Source organism: Mycobacterium hubeiense, assembly GCF_002838065.1.
In the GTDB taxonomy this organism is placed as follows: Bacteria; Actinomycetota; Actinomycetes; order Mycobacteriales; family Mycobacteriaceae; genus Mycobacterium; species Mycobacterium hubeiense.
Genome location: NZ_PIZU01000004.1, coordinates 58,615 through 73,992, shown reverse-complemented (window position 1 = coordinate 73,992; position 15,378 = coordinate 58,615). Strand labels below are relative to the sequence as shown.

The following is a 15,378-nucleotide window of genomic DNA, read 5'->3' as shown; positions in this document are numbered from 1 at the left end:
GGGTTTTGCGTCTGCTCGGCACGCCGAGTCGGGCCTGAAATCACCGTGATTACAAGGGTGCCGCCGGTGCCGCAGGGTCTGTCCGCCAGCACGTGCACGTGGTCGGTTTCGCCGTTGAACTGAACCCACTCGGCGTTGAGGTGGCAGCAGACGCTGCGCGTGGTGTTGTCGCAGTGGGTGTGGGTGGCGTCGGACACCCGTCGCCGGTCGGTCGTGACGAACACCAGATGGCGTGCAGTGTCACGCTGTGGCGGGTGTGGCGGTAGGTCTGGGTTGTCAGAGGTGGTCTTTACAGTCGCCGGTATGCAGATGCGTTATCGGTATCGCATCGATCCGACATCGGCTCAGAAGGCGGTGCTGGCGCGGGTGTTCGGGTGCTGTCGGGTGGTGTTCAACGACGCGCTGCGGGTGCGCGAGGAGGCCCATCGGGCTGGCGTGAAGCTGTCCGACAGCGAGATTCAGCGTCGCGTGATCACCGCGGCCAAGACCACCGAGGCGCGCGCGTGGTTGTACGAGGTGCCCAGTGTGGCGTTGGTGCAGTCTGTCAACGACTCCCGGCGGGCCTGGCGCAACTTCTTCGACTCACACACCGGGAAACGCAAGGGCCGCAAGGTCGGTCGTCCCCGGTTCAAGTCCCGCAAGGATCACCGGCAGTCGTTTCGGCTCACCCGCAACGGATTCAGCGTGCGGCCCAACGGCCGGTTATATCTGGCGAAGGTGGGCGAGGTGGCGGTGCGGTGGTCACGCGAGCTGCCGTCCGAGCCGTCGAGCGTCACGATCATTCGGGAGCCCGACGGGCATTGCTACGCCAGCTTCGTCGTCGACGTACCGCCGTCACCACGAGCCTGTCACGAATTCTGTGTAAGTCAGAGGTGACTTGACTACGAGTTGTATTCTAACACAATGGAATTCGGCCCCGGGAAAAGCCTGGCGAGTGTGTTCAACGCCACAGTCCAATTGTAGGTCCCGGTGCCCGAGAAACCTCCCCTCTCGCTGGAGATGTTGCGCAGCCCCAGATACAGCAACTTCATCGCGGCGTCTTTGTCGGGGAAATGGCCGCGGTTCTTGGTGATCTTGCGCAGCTGGAAGTTGATCGACTCGATGGCATTGGTGGTGTAGACGATCTTGCGCAGCTCCACCGGATAGTCCAGGAACGGCACGAACTCCGGCCAGGCGTTGCGCCACACGTCAATCGCGCCGGGGTACTGGGCGCCGAAGGCGGTGTCGAAGTCCTTGAGCGCGAGCTCGGCGGCCTCCACGGTCGGCGCGCCATAGATCGCGCGCATCGAGGTGGCGACCTTCTTGCGGTCCTTGTAGGACACGAACCGCATGGCGTTGCGGATCACTCGCACCACGCAGGTCTGCACCACGGTGTCGGGGTAGGTCGAGCGGATCGCGTCAGGCAGCCCGGTCAGCCCGTCGCAGCAGGCGATCAGGATGTCGCGCACCCCGCGGTTGCGCAGGTCGATGACCACCTTCTGCCAGAACTTCGCACCCTCGGAGTCTTGGATCCACACCCCCAGGGCGTGCTTGCGGCCCTCCAGATCCACCCCGATCGCCAGATAGGCGACCTTGGTGGTGATCACCCCGTTGTCCTTGATCCGCAGCCGCAGCCCGTCGATGTAGAGGATCGGATAGACCTCATCGAGGGGGCGCGATTGCCAGGCCTTGATCTCATCGACGACCACCTCGGTGATATTGGAGATCAACTCGCGCGACACACTGGCTCCATACACCTCCTCGAGGTGGGCCTCGATATCGCGGGTGGTCATGCCCCGCGAATACAGCGACAACACCACCGAATTGATGTTGTTGAGCCGGCGGGTCTTCTTCGGCACGATCGCCGGCTCAAACGACCCGTTGCGGTCGCGGGGAGCGTCGATCTTGACCGGGCCGTTGACTGTGGTCACCGTTTTCGGCGTGGTGCCATTGCGGGAATTACCCGAGCCGCGCCCGGCCGGATCGCCGGCCTCATAGCCCAGATGATGGGTCAGCTCCGAGTTCAGCGCCCGCTCCAGCACCGCCTTGGTCAGCTCATTGAGCAAACCATCAGCACCATCGATCGGCGTGCCGGACTTCACCGCATCCTTGATCAACGAATCCAGCGTCTCTTCCGAAAACGTCTCAGCCAACTGCCGAGCGGCCGACTTCTCCTGCCGTCCAACCGATGTCGCCTTCGTCACAAATCACTCCTTCTGCCCGCCCGAATAGCGGTCCGATGATGGACCACCCCGGACTTACACAGATGGAATGACACGCCCGTCACCACTGCCGGCTGTTGCCCGCGAGGCTGGAGTGGATCTGGGGATCGCGCGGCTAGCCGCGATCGCCACAACAGATGGCGTGCGGTCAGAGGTCGCCAATCCGAAGCATTTGGGCCGCAAGCTACGCAAACTGGCGCGGTTGGAGCGGGAGAAGTCCCGCCGGCAGAAAGGATCGAACAACAGGGACAAGTCGCGGCGCAAAATCGCCGTCGCGCACGGAAAAGTGGCGCGCGCACGGCGGGACTATCACCACAAGCAGGCCTTGGCGTTGGTACGCGACAACCAAGTGATCCACGTCGAGGACCTCAACATCGCCGGCATGGTCAAAAACCGTCGGCTCGCCCGCGCCATCAGCGATGCGGGGTGGGGTCAATTCGTGCGAATCATCGGCGAGAAGGCCGACCGCTACGGACGGACCGTACACACGGTGTCGCGGTGGTTGGCGTCGAGCAAGACCTGCTCGGGCTGTGGGCACCGGCTGGCCGAACTCCCGCTGCAGGTCCGAACATGGACGTGCCCGGCGTGCCGGGCCGTGCACGATCGCGACCACAACGCCGCCAAGAACATTCTCGCTGCCGGGCGGGCAGAGAGACTAAACGCCTGCGGAGCCCCGGTAAGTCCTCCCACCACTCGCGAGGCGCGGGGCGATGAAACAGGAAGCACCCCAACCGCGGCATAGCCGCACGGGAATCCCACCATCGACGGCGGGGAGCACGTCAAATGTACAAGTACATGCACAGTCCGTCTGTTGAACCAGGGCTATATCGGCTGAACATCACCATGAACGTCAACTTTACCGATCAGCCGCACTCAAATACGCGCCAGCGCCGATCCCCGAACGCAACGTCGCCGTCACCCTGGACGCGAGCGCCCAGAACAACCTCACCATCGACGGTAATCGCGAATCGTTCAACGAGTTCATGGGGCTGCTCGACACATTCCCGTTCTGGTTCAACATCGTGACGCCGTGACCGCTTACGCGCGATGCCCGGGCTCTGCGCTGCGCATCTGCGCGGCGATGCCGTCGAGCAGCAGGCGCAGACCGGAGTGAAACTCGGCAACAAATTCGTCGCCGCCGTCGAGCACCCCAGCGTCGAGCGCGGCCGCCAAGGCAGGAAAACGTCGCGGGTCCAACAGTTTTCGCAGTAACTCCGGATACACAGGACTGTCGACGCCGCTGGCTTCGATGGCCAACGCTGCTGCCCCTCGCACGTAATGCAGGATCGCCGTAACCGCGGTCAGCTTGACCCGCTCGGCCAGGCGGGTGCCGCCCAACGTCGCTAGCCCGGCGTCCAACCAGGCCAGCTGACCCGGGTCCAACGGCGGACCGGACGCGGCGGTGTGCAGGATCCACGGATGGCGGTGATACACCTCCCAAAGGCCGAGAGCCCAATCGGTCAGTGCGCCACGCCAATCCGCCGCATCGGTGAACGCGGGCGGTGGTGCGGGCACGGCCGACAACATGAACGTCAGCAATTCGTCTTTGTTGGCCACGTGCCGGTACAGCGACATGGTGCCGCAGCCGAGACGCTCAGCCAGCCGCGCCATCGACAGCGCGCCGAGGCCGTCGCGGTCGGCCAAATCGATCGCCGCGGCCACGATGCGCTCACGGCTCAGCCCGCCGGCCTTCCGGGTCGACGTTTCATCCCGCCACAGAATCTCGAGTGCGCGGGGGAGCGGGGCATCGCTGGCCATCGAGGGACAGCCTAATCGACTGGGCCAGCGGATGCGTATGGCGTACGCTCACGCGTATGGCATACGCAATCCGTCGTCCTTCTTGGCCCTCTATCGTCCTCGGCCTCGTCGTCCTCGCCTTCTTGGTTTTCTCGCTGCCGCCGTACTTCATCGGCGACACCCGGGTCCCCGCCACGTTCGCATTGCATTACCCGCTGCTGGTCGGCCATGTCATGTTCGGGGCGGTGGCGATGGTGTGCGCCGTCGCGCAGATCTGGCCCGGCTTGCGCCGTCGCCGCCCGGTGCTGCACCGACGGACCGGCCGGGTCTACGTCGCCACCGCAATTCCCGCCGCGGCGTGCGCGATGGTGATCGGTGCGGCCACCCCATTCGGCCCGATCCTTGCCGTCAGCAATGTCCTACTCGCCGCCCTGTGGCTGTGGTTCACCATCCGCGGCTACCTCGCCGGACGGGCGCGTCACTTCGGGGAGCATCGCCGCAACATGGTGTACAGCGCGACACTGGCGTTCTCGATCATCACCAACCGGCTGTGGACTCCGGTGCTCTACATCACGTTGAATCCTTTGCAACACAGTGTCTTTGACGGAAACGAAGAACACTTCCTCTGGGTGGTGGCCGGTGTCGGCGCCTGGTTGGGCTGGACGATTCCGCTGGCCGCCGTGCATTGGTGGATGCGCAGGAGACCGGCCATCGAGCCGTCGTCCATTCCGCGGACCACTGCTACGGAACCGGTGTAACCTCCGAGCCACTGACACAAGCGTTCTCGGGGGGCTGACCGGATGCGATATCTGTGCCTACTGCTCGGAACGGGCGCCGCGGTGGCGGGTTTGATTGCCGGCTGCCAGAAGTCCAGCGAAGGCACCGCCGTGAGAGCGGAGGCGCCGATCGCGACGTCGGCCACGGCGTCACCCGCGGAGGTGCCCGGCGTCAAAGAAACGCTGCGCGAAAGTATCCCGCCGAATGCGTTCCTCTGCTTCCCGAAGCCTGGTGCAGGTCGGGCCACGCCCGCCACGATCGCCGACGCCGCCGCCCCCAGGGTCACCATCAGCTTGCCGGACGGCTGGACCTCGAAGCCCGGCACCGGTGACGTCGCACTGAATCTGCAAGGGCCCGAAGGGATGTCGGGCACGGTGAGCATCGTCCGCACAACGCTGGACCCTGCTGCGGCGTTCGACAAATACGCCGACGACCTCGCCAAGAAGGCGGCGCTGTCCGTCATCAACGTACGCCCCGCCGAGTTCTGCGGGTACAGCAGCCAGAAGCTGTTCGGCAACCTTTCTGGTCCGCCCGAAGGGCCCGTCGACTTCGCGGACCGCATCACGCACATCTGGACCAACACCGACGACTACGTGGTGGCAATCCACCTGCAGGCTCCGCCACGGGCCGCGGGATTCGAGAATGCGAAAAACGTGCTGATGCAAGACTTCGCCGTCGTCCTACCCTGAAGTCATGCTGACCGAGCTGGTCGACCTGCCCGGCGGATCATTCCGGATGGGCTCAACGAGCTTCTACCCCGAAGAGACGCCGGTGCATACGGTGTCCGTCGCGGCATTCGCGATCGAAAAGCACCCGGTCACCAACGCCCAGTACGCCGAGTTCGTCGACGACACCGGCTACGTCACCGTCGCCGAACGCCCCCTCGACCCGGCGCTCTACCCCGGCGTGCCACCTGAGGATCTGCAACCCGGGGGACTGGTTTTCCGGCCGACGAGCGGTCCCGTCGACCTGCGCGACTGGCGCCAGTGGTGGGACTGGGCGCCCGGCGCCTGCTGGCGTCACCCCTTCGGGCCCACGAGCACGATCGACGACCGACTCGACCACCCGGTGCTTCAGGTGGCGTACGCCGACGCCGCCGCCTACGCGGAGTGGGCGGGCCGACGGCTGCCCAGCGAGGCCGAGTGGGAGTACGCGGGGCGCGGCGGCACCGACACCACCTATCCGTGGGGCGACGACGCCACGCCGGGCGGGCAGCTGATGGCCAACACCTGGCAGGGTCGCTTCCCGTACCGCAATGACGGATGGGGCGGCACCTCGCCCGTCGGCACCTTCCCGCCGAACGCCTTCGGCCTGCTCGACATGATCGGCAACGTCTGGGAGTGGACGACGACGGAGTTCTCGGCGCACCACCGACCGGCCAAGCCGGCGTGCTGCCCGCCCACCGATGCGGACCCGTCGATCAGCCAGACGCTGAAGGGCGGCTCACACCTGTGCGCGCCGGAGTACTGCCACCGCTATCGCCCGGCCGCGCGATCGCCGCAGTCGCGGGACAGCGCGACAACGCATATCGGATTCCGCTGCGTGGCTGCCTTATAGGTCATCCAGTAGCAGCGCGACCCTGGGTTCGTCGATGTCGAGTGACTGCGCAAACGCTAGGCAAATCTGAATGTCAGCCCCGGCACCTGCTGGATCTGTCGCCAACCCCACACGGCGCACACCGCCACGGTCGCAACCGTCAACAGCGTGCTGAGCAGACCTCGGGACAGCAGGCCGGCGTCGACGCCGAAGTGCAGGCTGCCCATGCTCATGCCGACGTCGATCAGCCGGGACACACCCCAGATCAGCGAGACGTTGATGAAGATCCGACGCACCCGTCGATCACTGAACACGTGCGCCGGCAACGCCACGAAATCGCGGGCGAGCGGCACCGTCACCGGTTTGCCGATCGCCGCACTGCCGAGAAACAGCACCGCCATACACAGCGAGCCGAGGATCGGCTGGAAGAGATAGAGGTACATGTTGGAGAACGCCAACGCCACGGTGGTGCGCCCGACCAGGCCGCAGAGCGCGAACAGCAGCATGCTGGGCACCCGCTGGCGCAGCGTCACCCGGGCGCCGACGCACAGCGCGCACCATCCGAACACCGCGACCAGCCCCCACATGCTGCCGACGGTGACCGTGCACGCGTAGAGCAACAGCGTCGGCACGACGGCCGTCTCCACCAGCAGCAGCGCGGCCCGGATCAGCGTCGGTTTGAGCTTGTCCAGCTCGACGACGTGGTGTTCGGGCTCGGCCCGGTCAGAAAGCACGCGGAACACTGTCGCATGCGATCCTGAGAATCAGCACGCTCGTGCCAGACGGGCCAGCACGTGCAATTTGGTGCATTGCCCGTGCTCACCTAGTATGTAGGGGTTGCCTTGGGCAGACCTCGGCTGGCTTTCGCGAGTTGGCCCCGCGTGCCCTTCGGTGACACAAGACCGCGCACGACCAGGTCGGTATCTGGCGTGCATACAAAACCAGGTCAGGAGATCGAGTGATTCAGCAGGAATCGCGGTTGAAGGTCGCCGACAACACGGGCGCCAAGGAGATCTTGTGCATCCGCGTGCTCGGCGGCTCGTCGCGGCGCTACGCCGGAATCGGCGACATCATCGTCGCGACCGTCAAGGACGCCATTCCCGGCGGCAACGTCAAGCGTGGCGAGATCGTCAAGGCCGTGGTGGTGCGCACCGTCAAGGAGCGCCGCCGCGCCGACGGCAGCTACATCAAGTTCGACGAGAATGCCGCCGTCATCATCAAGCCCGACAACGATCCCCGCGGCACCCGCATCTTCGGCCCGGTCGGCCGCGAACTGCGTGAGAAGCGCTTCATGAAGATCGTCTCGCTGGCTCCGGAGGTGCTGTAGATGAAGGTCCACAAGGGCGACACCGTGCTGGTCATCTCCGGCAAGGACAAAGGCGCCAAAGGCAAGGTGCTGCAGGCCTATCCGACCCGCAACAAGATCCTCGTCGAGGGCGTGAACCGGATCAAGAAGCACACCGCGATCTCGCGCAACGAGCGTGGTGCGCAGTCCGGCGGCATCGTCACCCAGGAGGCGCCGATCCACGTGTCCAACGTGATGCTCATCGACTCCGACGGCAAGCCCACCCGCGTCGGCTACCGCCGCGACGACGAGACCGGCAAGAAGGTCCGCATCGCCAAGACCAACGGCAAGGACATCTGACATGACTACAGCTGAAAAGACTCTGCCTCGTCTGAAGCAGCGCTACCGCGAGGAAATCAAGGAGTCGCTGCAGAAAGAGTTCGGCTACGCCAACGTCATGCAGATCCCCGGCGTGGTCAAGGTCGTCGTCAACATGGGTGTCGGTGACGCCGCCCGCGACGCCAAGCTGATCAACGGCGCCGTCAACGACCTCGCGCTGATCACCGGCCAGAAGCCGGAGATCCGCCGGGCCCGCAAGTCCATCGCACAGTTCAAGTTGCGCGAGGGCATGCCGATCGGCGCGCGCGTCACCCTGCGCGGCGACCGGATGTGGGAGTTTTTGGACCGGCTGATCTCGATCGCGCTGCCGCGTATCCGCGACTTCCGTGGTCTGAGCCCCAAGCAGTTCGACGGCACCGGCAACTACACCTTCGGGCTGACCGAGCAGTCGGTGTTCCACGAGATCGACGTGGACTCCATCGACCGGCCCCGCGGCATGGACATCACCGTCGTCACCTCGGCGACGACCGACGACGAAGGACGAGCGCTGTTGCGGGCGCTGGGCTTTCCGTTCAAGGAGAACTGAGCAGATGGCAAAGAAGGCACTGGTCAACAAGGCCAACAAGAAGCCGAAGTTCAAGGTGCGCGCCTACACCCGGTGCAGCAAGTGCGGTCGCCCGCACGCGGTTTACCGCAAGTTCGGGCTGTGCCGCATCTGCCTGCGCGAGATGGCGCATGCCGGCGAACTGCCCGGTGTGCAGAAGTCCAGCTGGTAACGGCCCACAACTACAGACCTATTCGAAATAAGTTGCGGTAGGCCCTGATACAGGGAACCGCCGCGAGGAAGGTGAATCCCGCTGTCATGACTGCGATGACGACGATGCGGAGCGTAGCGACGAAGAGGAGCAGCGCTCGATGACTATGACGGACCCGATCGCAGACTTTTTGACACGTCTGCGCAACGCCAATTCGGCGTACCACGACGAGGTGTCCCTGCCGCACTCGAAGATCAAGGCCAACATCGCCGAGATCCTCAAGAAGGAGGGCTACATCGCCGACTACCACGTCGAGGATGCCCGCGTGGGCAAGGCGCTGGTAGTGCAGTTGAAGTACGGCCCCAGCCGGGAACGCAGCATTGCGGGTCTGCGCCGGGTGTCCAAGCCCGGTCTGCGGGTGTACGCGAAATCCACCAATCTGCCGCGGGTGCTCGGTGGCCTGGGTGTGGCGATCATCTCCACGTCCTCGGGCCTGAAGACCGATCGCCAGGCGGCCCGAGAGGGCGTGGGCGGCGAAGTCCTCGCTTACGTGTGGTGAGGGGTAACTAGACATGTCGCGTATTGGTAAGCAGCCGGTTCCGGTTCCCGCCGGGGTCGATGTGACGATCGACGGGCAGAGCGTGTCGGTCAAGGGCCCCAAGGGCACCCTGTCGCTGGATGTCGCGGAGCCCATCAAGGTGGCCCGTGACGATGACGGCGCCATCGTGGTGACCCGGCCCGACGACGAGCGGCGCAACCGCTCGCTGCACGGGTTGTCGCGCACGCTGGTGTCCAACCTGGTCACCGGTGTCACCGAGGGTTACACCACCAAGATGGAGATCCACGGCGTCGGCTACCGCGTGCAGCTCAAGGGTCAAAACCTCGAGTTCGCACTGGGATACAGCCATCCCGTGGTGATCGAGCCGCCCGAGGGCATCACGTTCGCGGTCGAGTCGCCGACGAAGTTCTCCGTGTCGGGGATCGACAAGCAGAAGGTCGGCCAGATCTCCGCGGTGATCCGCCGCCTGCGCCGCCCCGACCCGTACAAGGGCAAGGGCGTGCGCTACGAGGGTGAGCAGATCCGCCGCAAGGTCGGAAAGACAGGTAAGTAAGTCATGGCTACTGAGACGAAGCGTAAGACGGTGGGGCAGAGCGTGTCGCAGGCCCGCCGCACCGCGCGGTTGCGCCGGCACGCCCGGCTGCGCAAGAAGATCTCCGGGACGGCCGAGACGCCGCGCCTGGTGGTGCACCGCTCCGCGCGGCACATCCACGTGCAGTTGGTCAACGACCTCAACGGCACCACGCTGGCGGCGGCGTCGTCGATCGAGCCCGATGTGCGCGCGATCGAGGGCGACAAGAAGGCCCACAGTGTGCGCGTCGGTCAGCTGATCGCCGAGCGCGCGAAGGCCGCGGGAATCGAAACGGTGGTGTTCGACCGCGGCGGCTACACCTACGGCGGACGCATCGCGGCACTGGCAGATGCGGCCCGCGAAGGCGGGCTGAAGTTCTGATGATGAAGACGTACAACGAAGGGATTAACTGATGGCCGAGCAGCCAACTGGCGCCGGCGGGCCAGGAACCACGGACGGCCGACCCCCTCGGGGCGACCGGGAGGGCCGGGGTCGCCGTGACGACCGTGGCGGCCGCGGCCGTGACGGTGGCGACAAGAGCAACTATCTCGAACGCGTCGTCGCGATCAACCGAGTTTCCAAGGTGGTCAAGGGCGGTCGGCGGTTCAGCTTCACCGCGCTGGTGATCGTCGGCGACGGCAACGGCATGGTCGGTGTCGGCTACGGCAAGGCCAAGGAGGTGCCGGCCGCGATCGCCAAGGGTGTCGAGGAGGCGCGCAAGAACTTCTTCCGCGTTCCGTTGATCGGCGGCACCATCACCCATCCAGTGCAGGGTGAAGCCGCTGCGGGTGTGGTGCTGCTGCGCCCGGCCAGCCCGGGTACCGGTGTGATCGCCGGCGGTGCCGTTCGTGCGGTGCTGGAATGCGCTGGCGTGCACGACATTTTGGCCAAGTCGCTGGGTAGCGACAACGCGATCAACGTGGTGCACGCCACCGTTGCCGCGCTGAAAATGCTACAGCGCCCGGAAGAGGTGGCGGCCCGACGTGGCTTGCCCATCGAGGACGTCGCGCCGGCCAGCATGCTCAAGGCGCGGCGCGAGGCCGAGGCGCTTGCCGCGTCGGCCGCACGTGAAGGGTCGGCATAGCCATGGCAGAGCTTCGGATTACTCAGGTACGCAGCACCATCGGCGCGCGCTGGAAGCAGCGCGAAAGCCTGCGGACGCTGGGGCTGCGCAAGATTCGCCAGTCGGTGGTCCGTGAGGACAACCCGCAGACGCGCGGATTGATCAAGACCGTGCATCACCTCGTCGAAGTTGAGGCGGTGGAGACCAAATGATCAAATTGCATGACCTGAAGCCGGCACCCGGCAGCAAGACCGCGAAGACGCGCGTCGGCCGCGGTGAGGGATCCAAGGGTAAGACCGCCGGCCGCGGCACCAAGGGCACCAAGGCCCGCAAGAACGTCCCCGTGACGTTCGAGGGTGGCCAGATGCCGATCCACATGCGGCTGCCCAAGCTCAAGGGCTTCCGCAACCGGTTCCGCACCTCCTACGAGGTCGTCAACGTCGGCGACATCAACAAGCTGTTCCCCAAGGGCGGCGACGTCGGCCTGGACGAGCTGGTGGCCGCGGGTGCCGTCCGCAAGAACTCACTGGTCAAGGTGCTCGGCGACGGCAAGCTGACCGCCAAGGTCAACGTCACCGCGCACAAGTTCAGCGGTGCGGCGCGGGAGAAGATCACCGCCGCCGGCGGCTCGGTGACCGAGCTGTAGTTTCGCTTGACGCGAAAGGCCCCGCATTGGCGGGGCCTTTTGCGTGGGGTCCCGGTTTCGCCACTGTGCGATTTGATACGCCTCCGGCGGCGGGTCGCGTATGAAACCGCACAGTCGGCGCCCAACCCTGCCCTATCGCGCGCGTCGGTAGGCTCGGAGCATGTTCTCCTTCTTGTCCGGTCTCCCCGGCGCCGACGAACTTAGGAACCTTGTGCGCAAGGTCGACACCGCCCGCCATCACGGTGTGCCCAGCGGTTGCGTGCTCGAACTCGACCTGCTGTCGGTGCCCGCCGAGACCGGTGGCTTCGACCCGTTCGCGATCATCGCCAGCGGCGGTCGCCCGCTGATCCTGCGCGAGGCCGTCGCCGCCATCCACCGCGCCGCCGAGGATCCGCGCGTCGAAGGACTGATCGCACGGGTGCAGATCCCGGCCGCCGCGGCGGGCCCGATACAGGAACTGCGGGAAGCGATTTCGGCGTTCAGCGACGAGAAGCCGTCGCTGGCGTGGGCCGAGACCTATCCGGGCACCCTGTCGTACTACCTCGCCTCGGCATTTCGCGAGGTGTGGATGCAACCGTCGGGGACGGTCGGTCTGGTGGGGTTCGCCACAAATGCACTGTTTTTGCGCGACGCGCTGGACAAGGCCGGCATCGAGGCACAGTTCGTCGCCCGCGGTGAATACAAGTCCGCGGCAAACCTTTTCACGCAGGACCGCTACACCGATGCGCACCGCGAGGCCGACAGCCGGCTGATCGAAAGCCTGCACTCGCAGGTGGTGCAGGCCGTCGCCGAGTCCCGCCATCTCGAGCCCGATGTGGTGAACGCCTTGGCCGACAAGGCGCCGTTGATGCGCGACGACGCGGTGAGCGGCGGGCTGATCGACCGGATCGGCTTCCGCGACGAGGCGTACGCGCGGATGTGCAATCTCGTTGGGGCGCGAGATGTTTCGCCCGATGACGATGACGCCCCGCCGCGGCTGTACCTGTCGCGTTATGCCCGGGCGACCGCGCCCAAACCCACGCCGCAACTGCCGCCGCTGCCGGGCCGCAAAACCAAACCCACGATCGCGGTGGTCACCCTGCACGGTCCGATCGTCAGCGGCCGCGGCGGGCCGGGGCTGCTCCCGCTGGGAGGGTCGAGCGCCGGCGGGGACACCATCGCCGCGGCGTTGCGCGAGGCCGCCGCTGACGACTCCGTGGCGGCGATCGTGCTGCGGGTGGACAGCCCCGGCGGATCGGTCACCGGCTCGGAAACCGTGTGGCGCGAGGTGAATCGGGTGCGTGACGGCGGCACGCCCGTCGTCGCGTCGATGGGTGCGGTGGCCGCGTCCGGCGGCTACTACGTGTCGATGGGCGCCGACGCGATCGTCGCCAACGCCGGGACCATTACCGGCTCGATCGGCGTGGTGACGGGCAAGTTGATCGCGCGCGAGCTGAAGGGCCGCATCGGTGTCGGCTCGGATTCGGTGCGCACCAACCCCAATGCCGACGCGTGGTCCATCAACCAGCCCTTCACCGACGAACAGAAGGCGCACGTGGAGGCTGAGGCCGACATGTTCTACACCGACTTCGTCGAGCGGGTTGCCAAGGGCCGCAAGCTGTCTGTCGAGGCCGTCGACGCGGTGGCCCGCGGCCGGGTGTGGACCGGCGCGGACGCCAAAGAACGCGGCCTGGTCGACGAACTCGGCGGCCTGCGCACCGCGATCGACCGCGCGAAGGTGCTGGCGGGCCTGGATCCCGACGCCGACGTGCGACTGGTGAGCTACCCCGGCTCGTCGCTGCTGGAGTTCCTGCGGCCCAAGCAGTCATCGCAGCCCGCGGCCGCATCGCTGCCCGACGCGCTCGGCGCGCTGGTGGGCCGGTCAGTCCTCGGCCTGGTGGATCAAGCCGAGCGGTCTTTCAGCGGCGTCAACGCACTGTGGCTGGGGGAGTACCGCTTCTAAGTGGCGGAATTACATTTCGGCGTCAAGCCAGCGTGCCGCTGACGTAGACGATCTCGCCGAGCGGGTCGTCGTCGCCGAAATCGGGTACCGCAAGGCGGTGCCGGGCGAACAGGTCCGAACGCGGAATGCCCTGCACCCGCCAGTCTTTCGACGCCAGGTAATCGACGACGTGGTTGCGCTCGCCGTGGTAGATCAGCGACGGCATGTCGATGTCGAGGCCGAACTGGCGCATGCTCTCGGTGGCAGCGCGCGCTTTCTCGGGATCGAAATCCTTGATCCCCGGCACATATTCGGTGGCGATGGTGCTCCCACGGGCACTCAGCGCGGTGATGTTGTCGAACAACCGGTCCTGAGCCTCGGGCGGAAGGTAGATCAGTAGGCCCTCCGCGCACCACGCCGTCGGTGCGTCGACGTCAAATCCCGCGGCCCGCAAGGCCGCCGGCCAGTCGTCGCGAAGATCAATCGACACGGTGCGCCGCTCGGCGGTGGGCTGCGCACCAATTTCGGCCAAGGTCTGAGTTTTGAACTCGATGACGTCGGGTTGGTCGACCTCGTAGACGACGGTGCCGTCCGGCCAGGCCAGCCGGTAGGCGCGCGAGTCGAGGCCGGACGCCAGGATCACGGCCTGCCGTATACCGGTGCCGGCGGCGGTTTCGAAGTAGTCGTCGAAAAACCGTGTGCGAACTGCCATTTCGTCGATGTTGGCCTGTACTCGGGGTGCCTGGTCGGGAGCAATAGCGGTGAGGTCGACCTCGCCGTCGACCATCTTGGTGAAGAATTCGATGCCGACCGCCCGCACCAGCGGGGCGGCGAACGGATCGTTGATCAACCCGCGTGGGTCTCGGCTGGCGATGGCGCGGCCCGCCGCCACCATCGTTGCCGTCGCGCCGACGCTGGAGGCCAGGTCCCAACTGTCGTCATGGGTGCGTGCCATTTATCTCTCCGCGCTGATGTAGAGCACTTCGGCAAAGCGGGCATCGTCATCCTCGGGGACCGGCAAGCCGGCGCGCGCCAACAGCTCGTTGGCGCCGATGCTTGTCGTGCGCCAGCCGTGTCCCTCGAGATAGTGGGTGACATTGGCGCGGTCGTCGAGATACACGAGTTCGGTGAAGTCGAGGTCGAACCCGTGCGCCCGCCAGCGGTCGGACACCTCTTTCATGCGCGCCTTGATCGCGTCCTCGTCGACGTCGGCGGCGTTGAGCACGCCTTCCGCGCCGACCCGGCTGCCGGGCGCACTCAGGTCGGTAATCTGATCCAGCAGCCGGTCCTGGGCTTCTGGCGGCAGATAACCGAACAGCCCCTCGGCGATCCAGGCCGTCGGCTTGGCCGGGTCGAAACCGGCCTCCAACAGCGCCGCGGGCCAGTCGCCCCGCAGGTCGATCCCCACCGCCCGCCGGTCGGCGGTCGGGGCGAACCCGAGGTCGGCCAACGTGGTGGTCTTGAAGTCGATCACCGACGGCTGGTCGATTTCAAACACCACGGTGCCCGCCGGCCACGGCAGCCGGTACGCGCGGGCGTCCAGTCCCGACGCCAGGATCACCGCCTGCCGGATGCCGGCTCGGACGGCGTCGAGAAAGAAGTCGTCAAAGAAGCGGGTGCGCGCGGCCATGCCGTTGGCGAACCGGGACACACTGACGGCCGAGTCGCCGTCGAGATCCTCGTCGCTGATCTCGCCGTCGACGAGTTTGGTGAAGAAGTCGACACCGACGGCGCGGACCAGCGGTGCGGCGAAAGGGTCGTCGATCACCGGGTCCGGGCTGTTGGACGCGACTGCGCGGGCCGCAGCCACCATCGTCGCCGTCGCTCCCACGCTGGATGCCAGATCCCAGGTGTCGTTGTCCGTACGCGCCATTGATCAACCCCGTCCACGATGTTACTTAGCCGACATAACAACTGTACGCCTCCGCATTGGACCGCAGCTTGTGTCATCGATGCGGGCCGGGGCGGGCGCAACTGTTACTCTCGTA

At 66.0% G+C, this 15,378-nt stretch carries 22 protein-coding genes and 1 pseudogene; 17 read left to right on the top strand and 6 right to left on the bottom strand.

Going from position 1 to position 15,378, the window contains the following annotated elements; all coding sequences use genetic code 11:
* Positions 1 to 38: 38 nt before the first annotated feature.
* Positions 39 to 224 (bottom strand): annotated as a pseudogene (locus CWS39_RS30255) (transposase); the annotation flags it as partial.
* Positions 225 to 303: 79 nt separating this feature from the next.
* On the opposite strand from CWS39_RS30255, the gene CWS39_RS05030 reads away from it, so the two are divergent.
* Positions 304 to 876, top strand: coding sequence for an RNA-guided endonuclease InsQ/TnpB family protein (locus CWS39_RS05030; protein WP_233213365.1), 573 nt, complete (start codon positions 304 to 306; stop codon positions 874 to 876).
* Between the two features lie 5 nt (positions 877 to 881).
* On the opposite strand, the gene CWS39_RS05025 is transcribed toward CWS39_RS05030, so the two are convergent.
* Positions 882 to 2,132 carry an IS256 family transposase gene (locus CWS39_RS05025; protein ID WP_102141943.1) on the bottom strand — a complete coding sequence of 417 codons (1,251 nt, stop codon included), beginning with the start codon at positions 2,130 to 2,132 and terminating at the stop codon, positions 882 to 884.
* A 118-nt stretch (positions 2,133 to 2,250) separates the two neighbouring features.
* Here CWS39_RS05025 and CWS39_RS05020 point away from each other — a divergent pair, with 118 nt between their 5' ends.
* Both CWS39_RS05020 and CWS39_RS30145 read left to right on the top strand, forming a co-directional pair.
* On the top strand, positions 2,251 to 2,943 hold the full coding sequence (locus tag CWS39_RS05020) for a transposase (protein ID WP_233213364.1): 693 nt from the start codon (positions 2,251 to 2,253) through the stop codon (positions 2,941 to 2,943).
* Between the two features lie 82 nt (positions 2,944 to 3,025).
* Complete coding sequence (locus tag CWS39_RS30145) at positions 3,026 to 3,235, top strand: alkyl sulfatase C-terminal domain-containing protein (protein ID WP_102141942.1); 210 nt, start codon at positions 3,026 to 3,028, stop codon at positions 3,233 to 3,235.
* A 4-nt stretch (positions 3,236 to 3,239) separates the two neighbouring features.
* Here CWS39_RS30145 and CWS39_RS05010 read toward each other — a convergent pair whose 3' ends face one another.
* The gene (locus tag CWS39_RS05010) at positions 3,240 to 3,959 is read right to left on the bottom strand and encodes a TetR/AcrR family transcriptional regulator (RefSeq protein WP_102141813.1); all 720 of its coding nucleotides are present in this window, start codon (positions 3,957 to 3,959) and stop codon (positions 3,240 to 3,242) included.
* A gap of 56 nt (positions 3,960 to 4,015) precedes the next feature.
* Between CWS39_RS05010 and CWS39_RS05005 the strand changes: the two genes are divergently transcribed.
* The 3 genes from CWS39_RS05005 to CWS39_RS04995 are packed head-to-tail and all read left to right on the top strand — an operon-like array spanning position 4,016 to position 6,272.
* Positions 4,016 to 4,696 (top strand): DUF2306 domain-containing protein, encoded by a 681-nt coding sequence (locus tag CWS39_RS05005; RefSeq protein ID WP_102141812.1) that lies wholly within the window; start codon positions 4,016 to 4,018, stop codon positions 4,694 to 4,696.
* A 42-nt stretch (positions 4,697 to 4,738) separates the two neighbouring features.
* Positions 4,739 to 5,404, top strand: coding sequence for a hypothetical protein (locus CWS39_RS29465; RefSeq protein ID WP_233213363.1), 666 nt, complete (start codon positions 4,739 to 4,741; stop codon positions 5,402 to 5,404).
* A gap of 4 nt (positions 5,405 to 5,408) precedes the next feature.
* Positions 5,409 to 6,272, top strand: a complete 864-nt coding sequence (locus CWS39_RS04995; RefSeq protein ID WP_102141811.1) for a formylglycine-generating enzyme family protein — start codon at positions 5,409 to 5,411, stop codon at positions 6,270 to 6,272.
* Positions 6,273 to 6,328: 56 nt separating this feature from the next.
* Here the strand turns inward: CWS39_RS04995 and CWS39_RS04990 are convergent, their stop codons facing one another.
* The gene (locus CWS39_RS04990) at positions 6,329 to 6,985 is read right to left on the bottom strand and encodes a DUF3159 domain-containing protein (RefSeq protein WP_199177972.1); all 657 of its coding nucleotides are present in this window, start codon (positions 6,983 to 6,985) and stop codon (positions 6,329 to 6,331) included.
* 224 nt (positions 6,986 to 7,209) lie between these two features.
* Between CWS39_RS04990 and rplN the strand changes: the two genes are divergently transcribed.
* From rplN to sppA, 11 genes are all read left to right on the top strand, one after another.
* Positions 7,210 to 7,578 carry a 50S ribosomal protein L14 gene (gene rplN, locus CWS39_RS04985; protein ID WP_102141809.1) on the top strand — a complete coding sequence of 123 codons (369 nt, stop codon included), beginning with the start codon at positions 7,210 to 7,212 and terminating at the stop codon, positions 7,576 to 7,578.
* Entirely contained in the window at positions 7,579 to 7,896 is a 318-nt protein-coding gene (gene rplX, locus CWS39_RS04980; RefSeq protein WP_102141808.1) for a 50S ribosomal protein L24, read from the top strand.
* A 1-nt stretch (position 7,897) separates the two neighbouring features.
* A complete protein-coding gene (rplE, locus tag CWS39_RS04975; protein ID WP_102141807.1) occupies positions 7,898 to 8,461 on the top strand; it encodes a 50S ribosomal protein L5 in 564 nt (187 codons plus the stop codon).
* 4 nt (positions 8,462 to 8,465) lie between these two features.
* Positions 8,466 to 8,651: a type Z 30S ribosomal protein S14 gene (locus tag CWS39_RS04970; RefSeq protein ID WP_067804051.1), complete on the top strand. Its 186-nt coding sequence runs from the start codon at positions 8,466 to 8,468 to the stop codon at positions 8,649 to 8,651.
* A gap of 139 nt (positions 8,652 to 8,790) precedes the next feature.
* The gene (gene rpsH, locus CWS39_RS04965; RefSeq protein WP_102141806.1) at positions 8,791 to 9,189 is read left to right on the top strand and encodes a 30S ribosomal protein S8; all 399 of its coding nucleotides are present in this window, start codon (positions 8,791 to 8,793) and stop codon (positions 9,187 to 9,189) included.
* Between the two features lie 13 nt (positions 9,190 to 9,202).
* A complete protein-coding gene (gene rplF, locus CWS39_RS04960) occupies positions 9,203 to 9,742 on the top strand; it encodes a 50S ribosomal protein L6 (RefSeq protein ID WP_102141805.1) in 540 nt (179 codons plus the stop codon).
* 30 nt (positions 9,743 to 9,772) lie between these two features.
* Positions 9,773 to 10,141 carry a 50S ribosomal protein L18 gene (gene rplR / locus CWS39_RS04955; RefSeq protein ID WP_199177978.1) on the top strand — a complete coding sequence of 123 codons (369 nt, stop codon included), beginning with the start codon at positions 9,773 to 9,775 and terminating at the stop codon, positions 10,139 to 10,141.
* A gap of 31 nt (positions 10,142 to 10,172) precedes the next feature.
* Positions 10,173 to 10,844 carry a 30S ribosomal protein S5 gene (rpsE, locus tag CWS39_RS04950; protein ID WP_102141803.1) on the top strand — a complete coding sequence of 224 codons (672 nt, stop codon included), beginning with the start codon at positions 10,173 to 10,175 and terminating at the stop codon, positions 10,842 to 10,844.
* A 2-nt stretch (positions 10,845 to 10,846) separates the two neighbouring features.
* Positions 10,847 to 11,035 (top strand): 50S ribosomal protein L30, encoded by a 189-nt coding sequence (gene rpmD, locus CWS39_RS04945; protein ID WP_102141802.1) that lies wholly within the window; start codon positions 10,847 to 10,849, stop codon positions 11,033 to 11,035.
* Positions 11,032 to 11,469: a 50S ribosomal protein L15 gene (rplO, locus tag CWS39_RS04940; RefSeq protein ID WP_102141801.1), complete on the top strand. Its 438-nt coding sequence runs from the start codon at positions 11,032 to 11,034 to the stop codon at positions 11,467 to 11,469. Before rpmD ends, rplO begins: the two co-directional genes overlap by 4 nt.
* Before the next feature lie 160 nt (positions 11,470 to 11,629).
* Entirely contained in the window at positions 11,630 to 13,411 is a 1,782-nt protein-coding gene (sppA, locus tag CWS39_RS04935) for a signal peptide peptidase SppA (RefSeq protein ID WP_102141800.1), read from the top strand.
* 22 nt (positions 13,412 to 13,433) lie between these two features.
* On the opposite strand, the gene CWS39_RS04930 is transcribed toward sppA, so the two are convergent.
* Positions 13,434 to 14,345 carry a class I SAM-dependent methyltransferase gene (locus tag CWS39_RS04930; RefSeq protein WP_102141799.1) on the bottom strand — a complete coding sequence of 304 codons (912 nt, stop codon included), beginning with the start codon at positions 14,343 to 14,345 and terminating at the stop codon, positions 13,434 to 13,436.
* On the bottom strand, positions 14,346 to 15,263 hold the full coding sequence (locus CWS39_RS04925; RefSeq protein ID WP_102141798.1) for a class I SAM-dependent methyltransferase: 918 nt from the start codon (positions 15,261 to 15,263) through the stop codon (positions 14,346 to 14,348).
* Between the last annotated feature and the right edge of the window lie 115 nt (positions 15,264 to 15,378).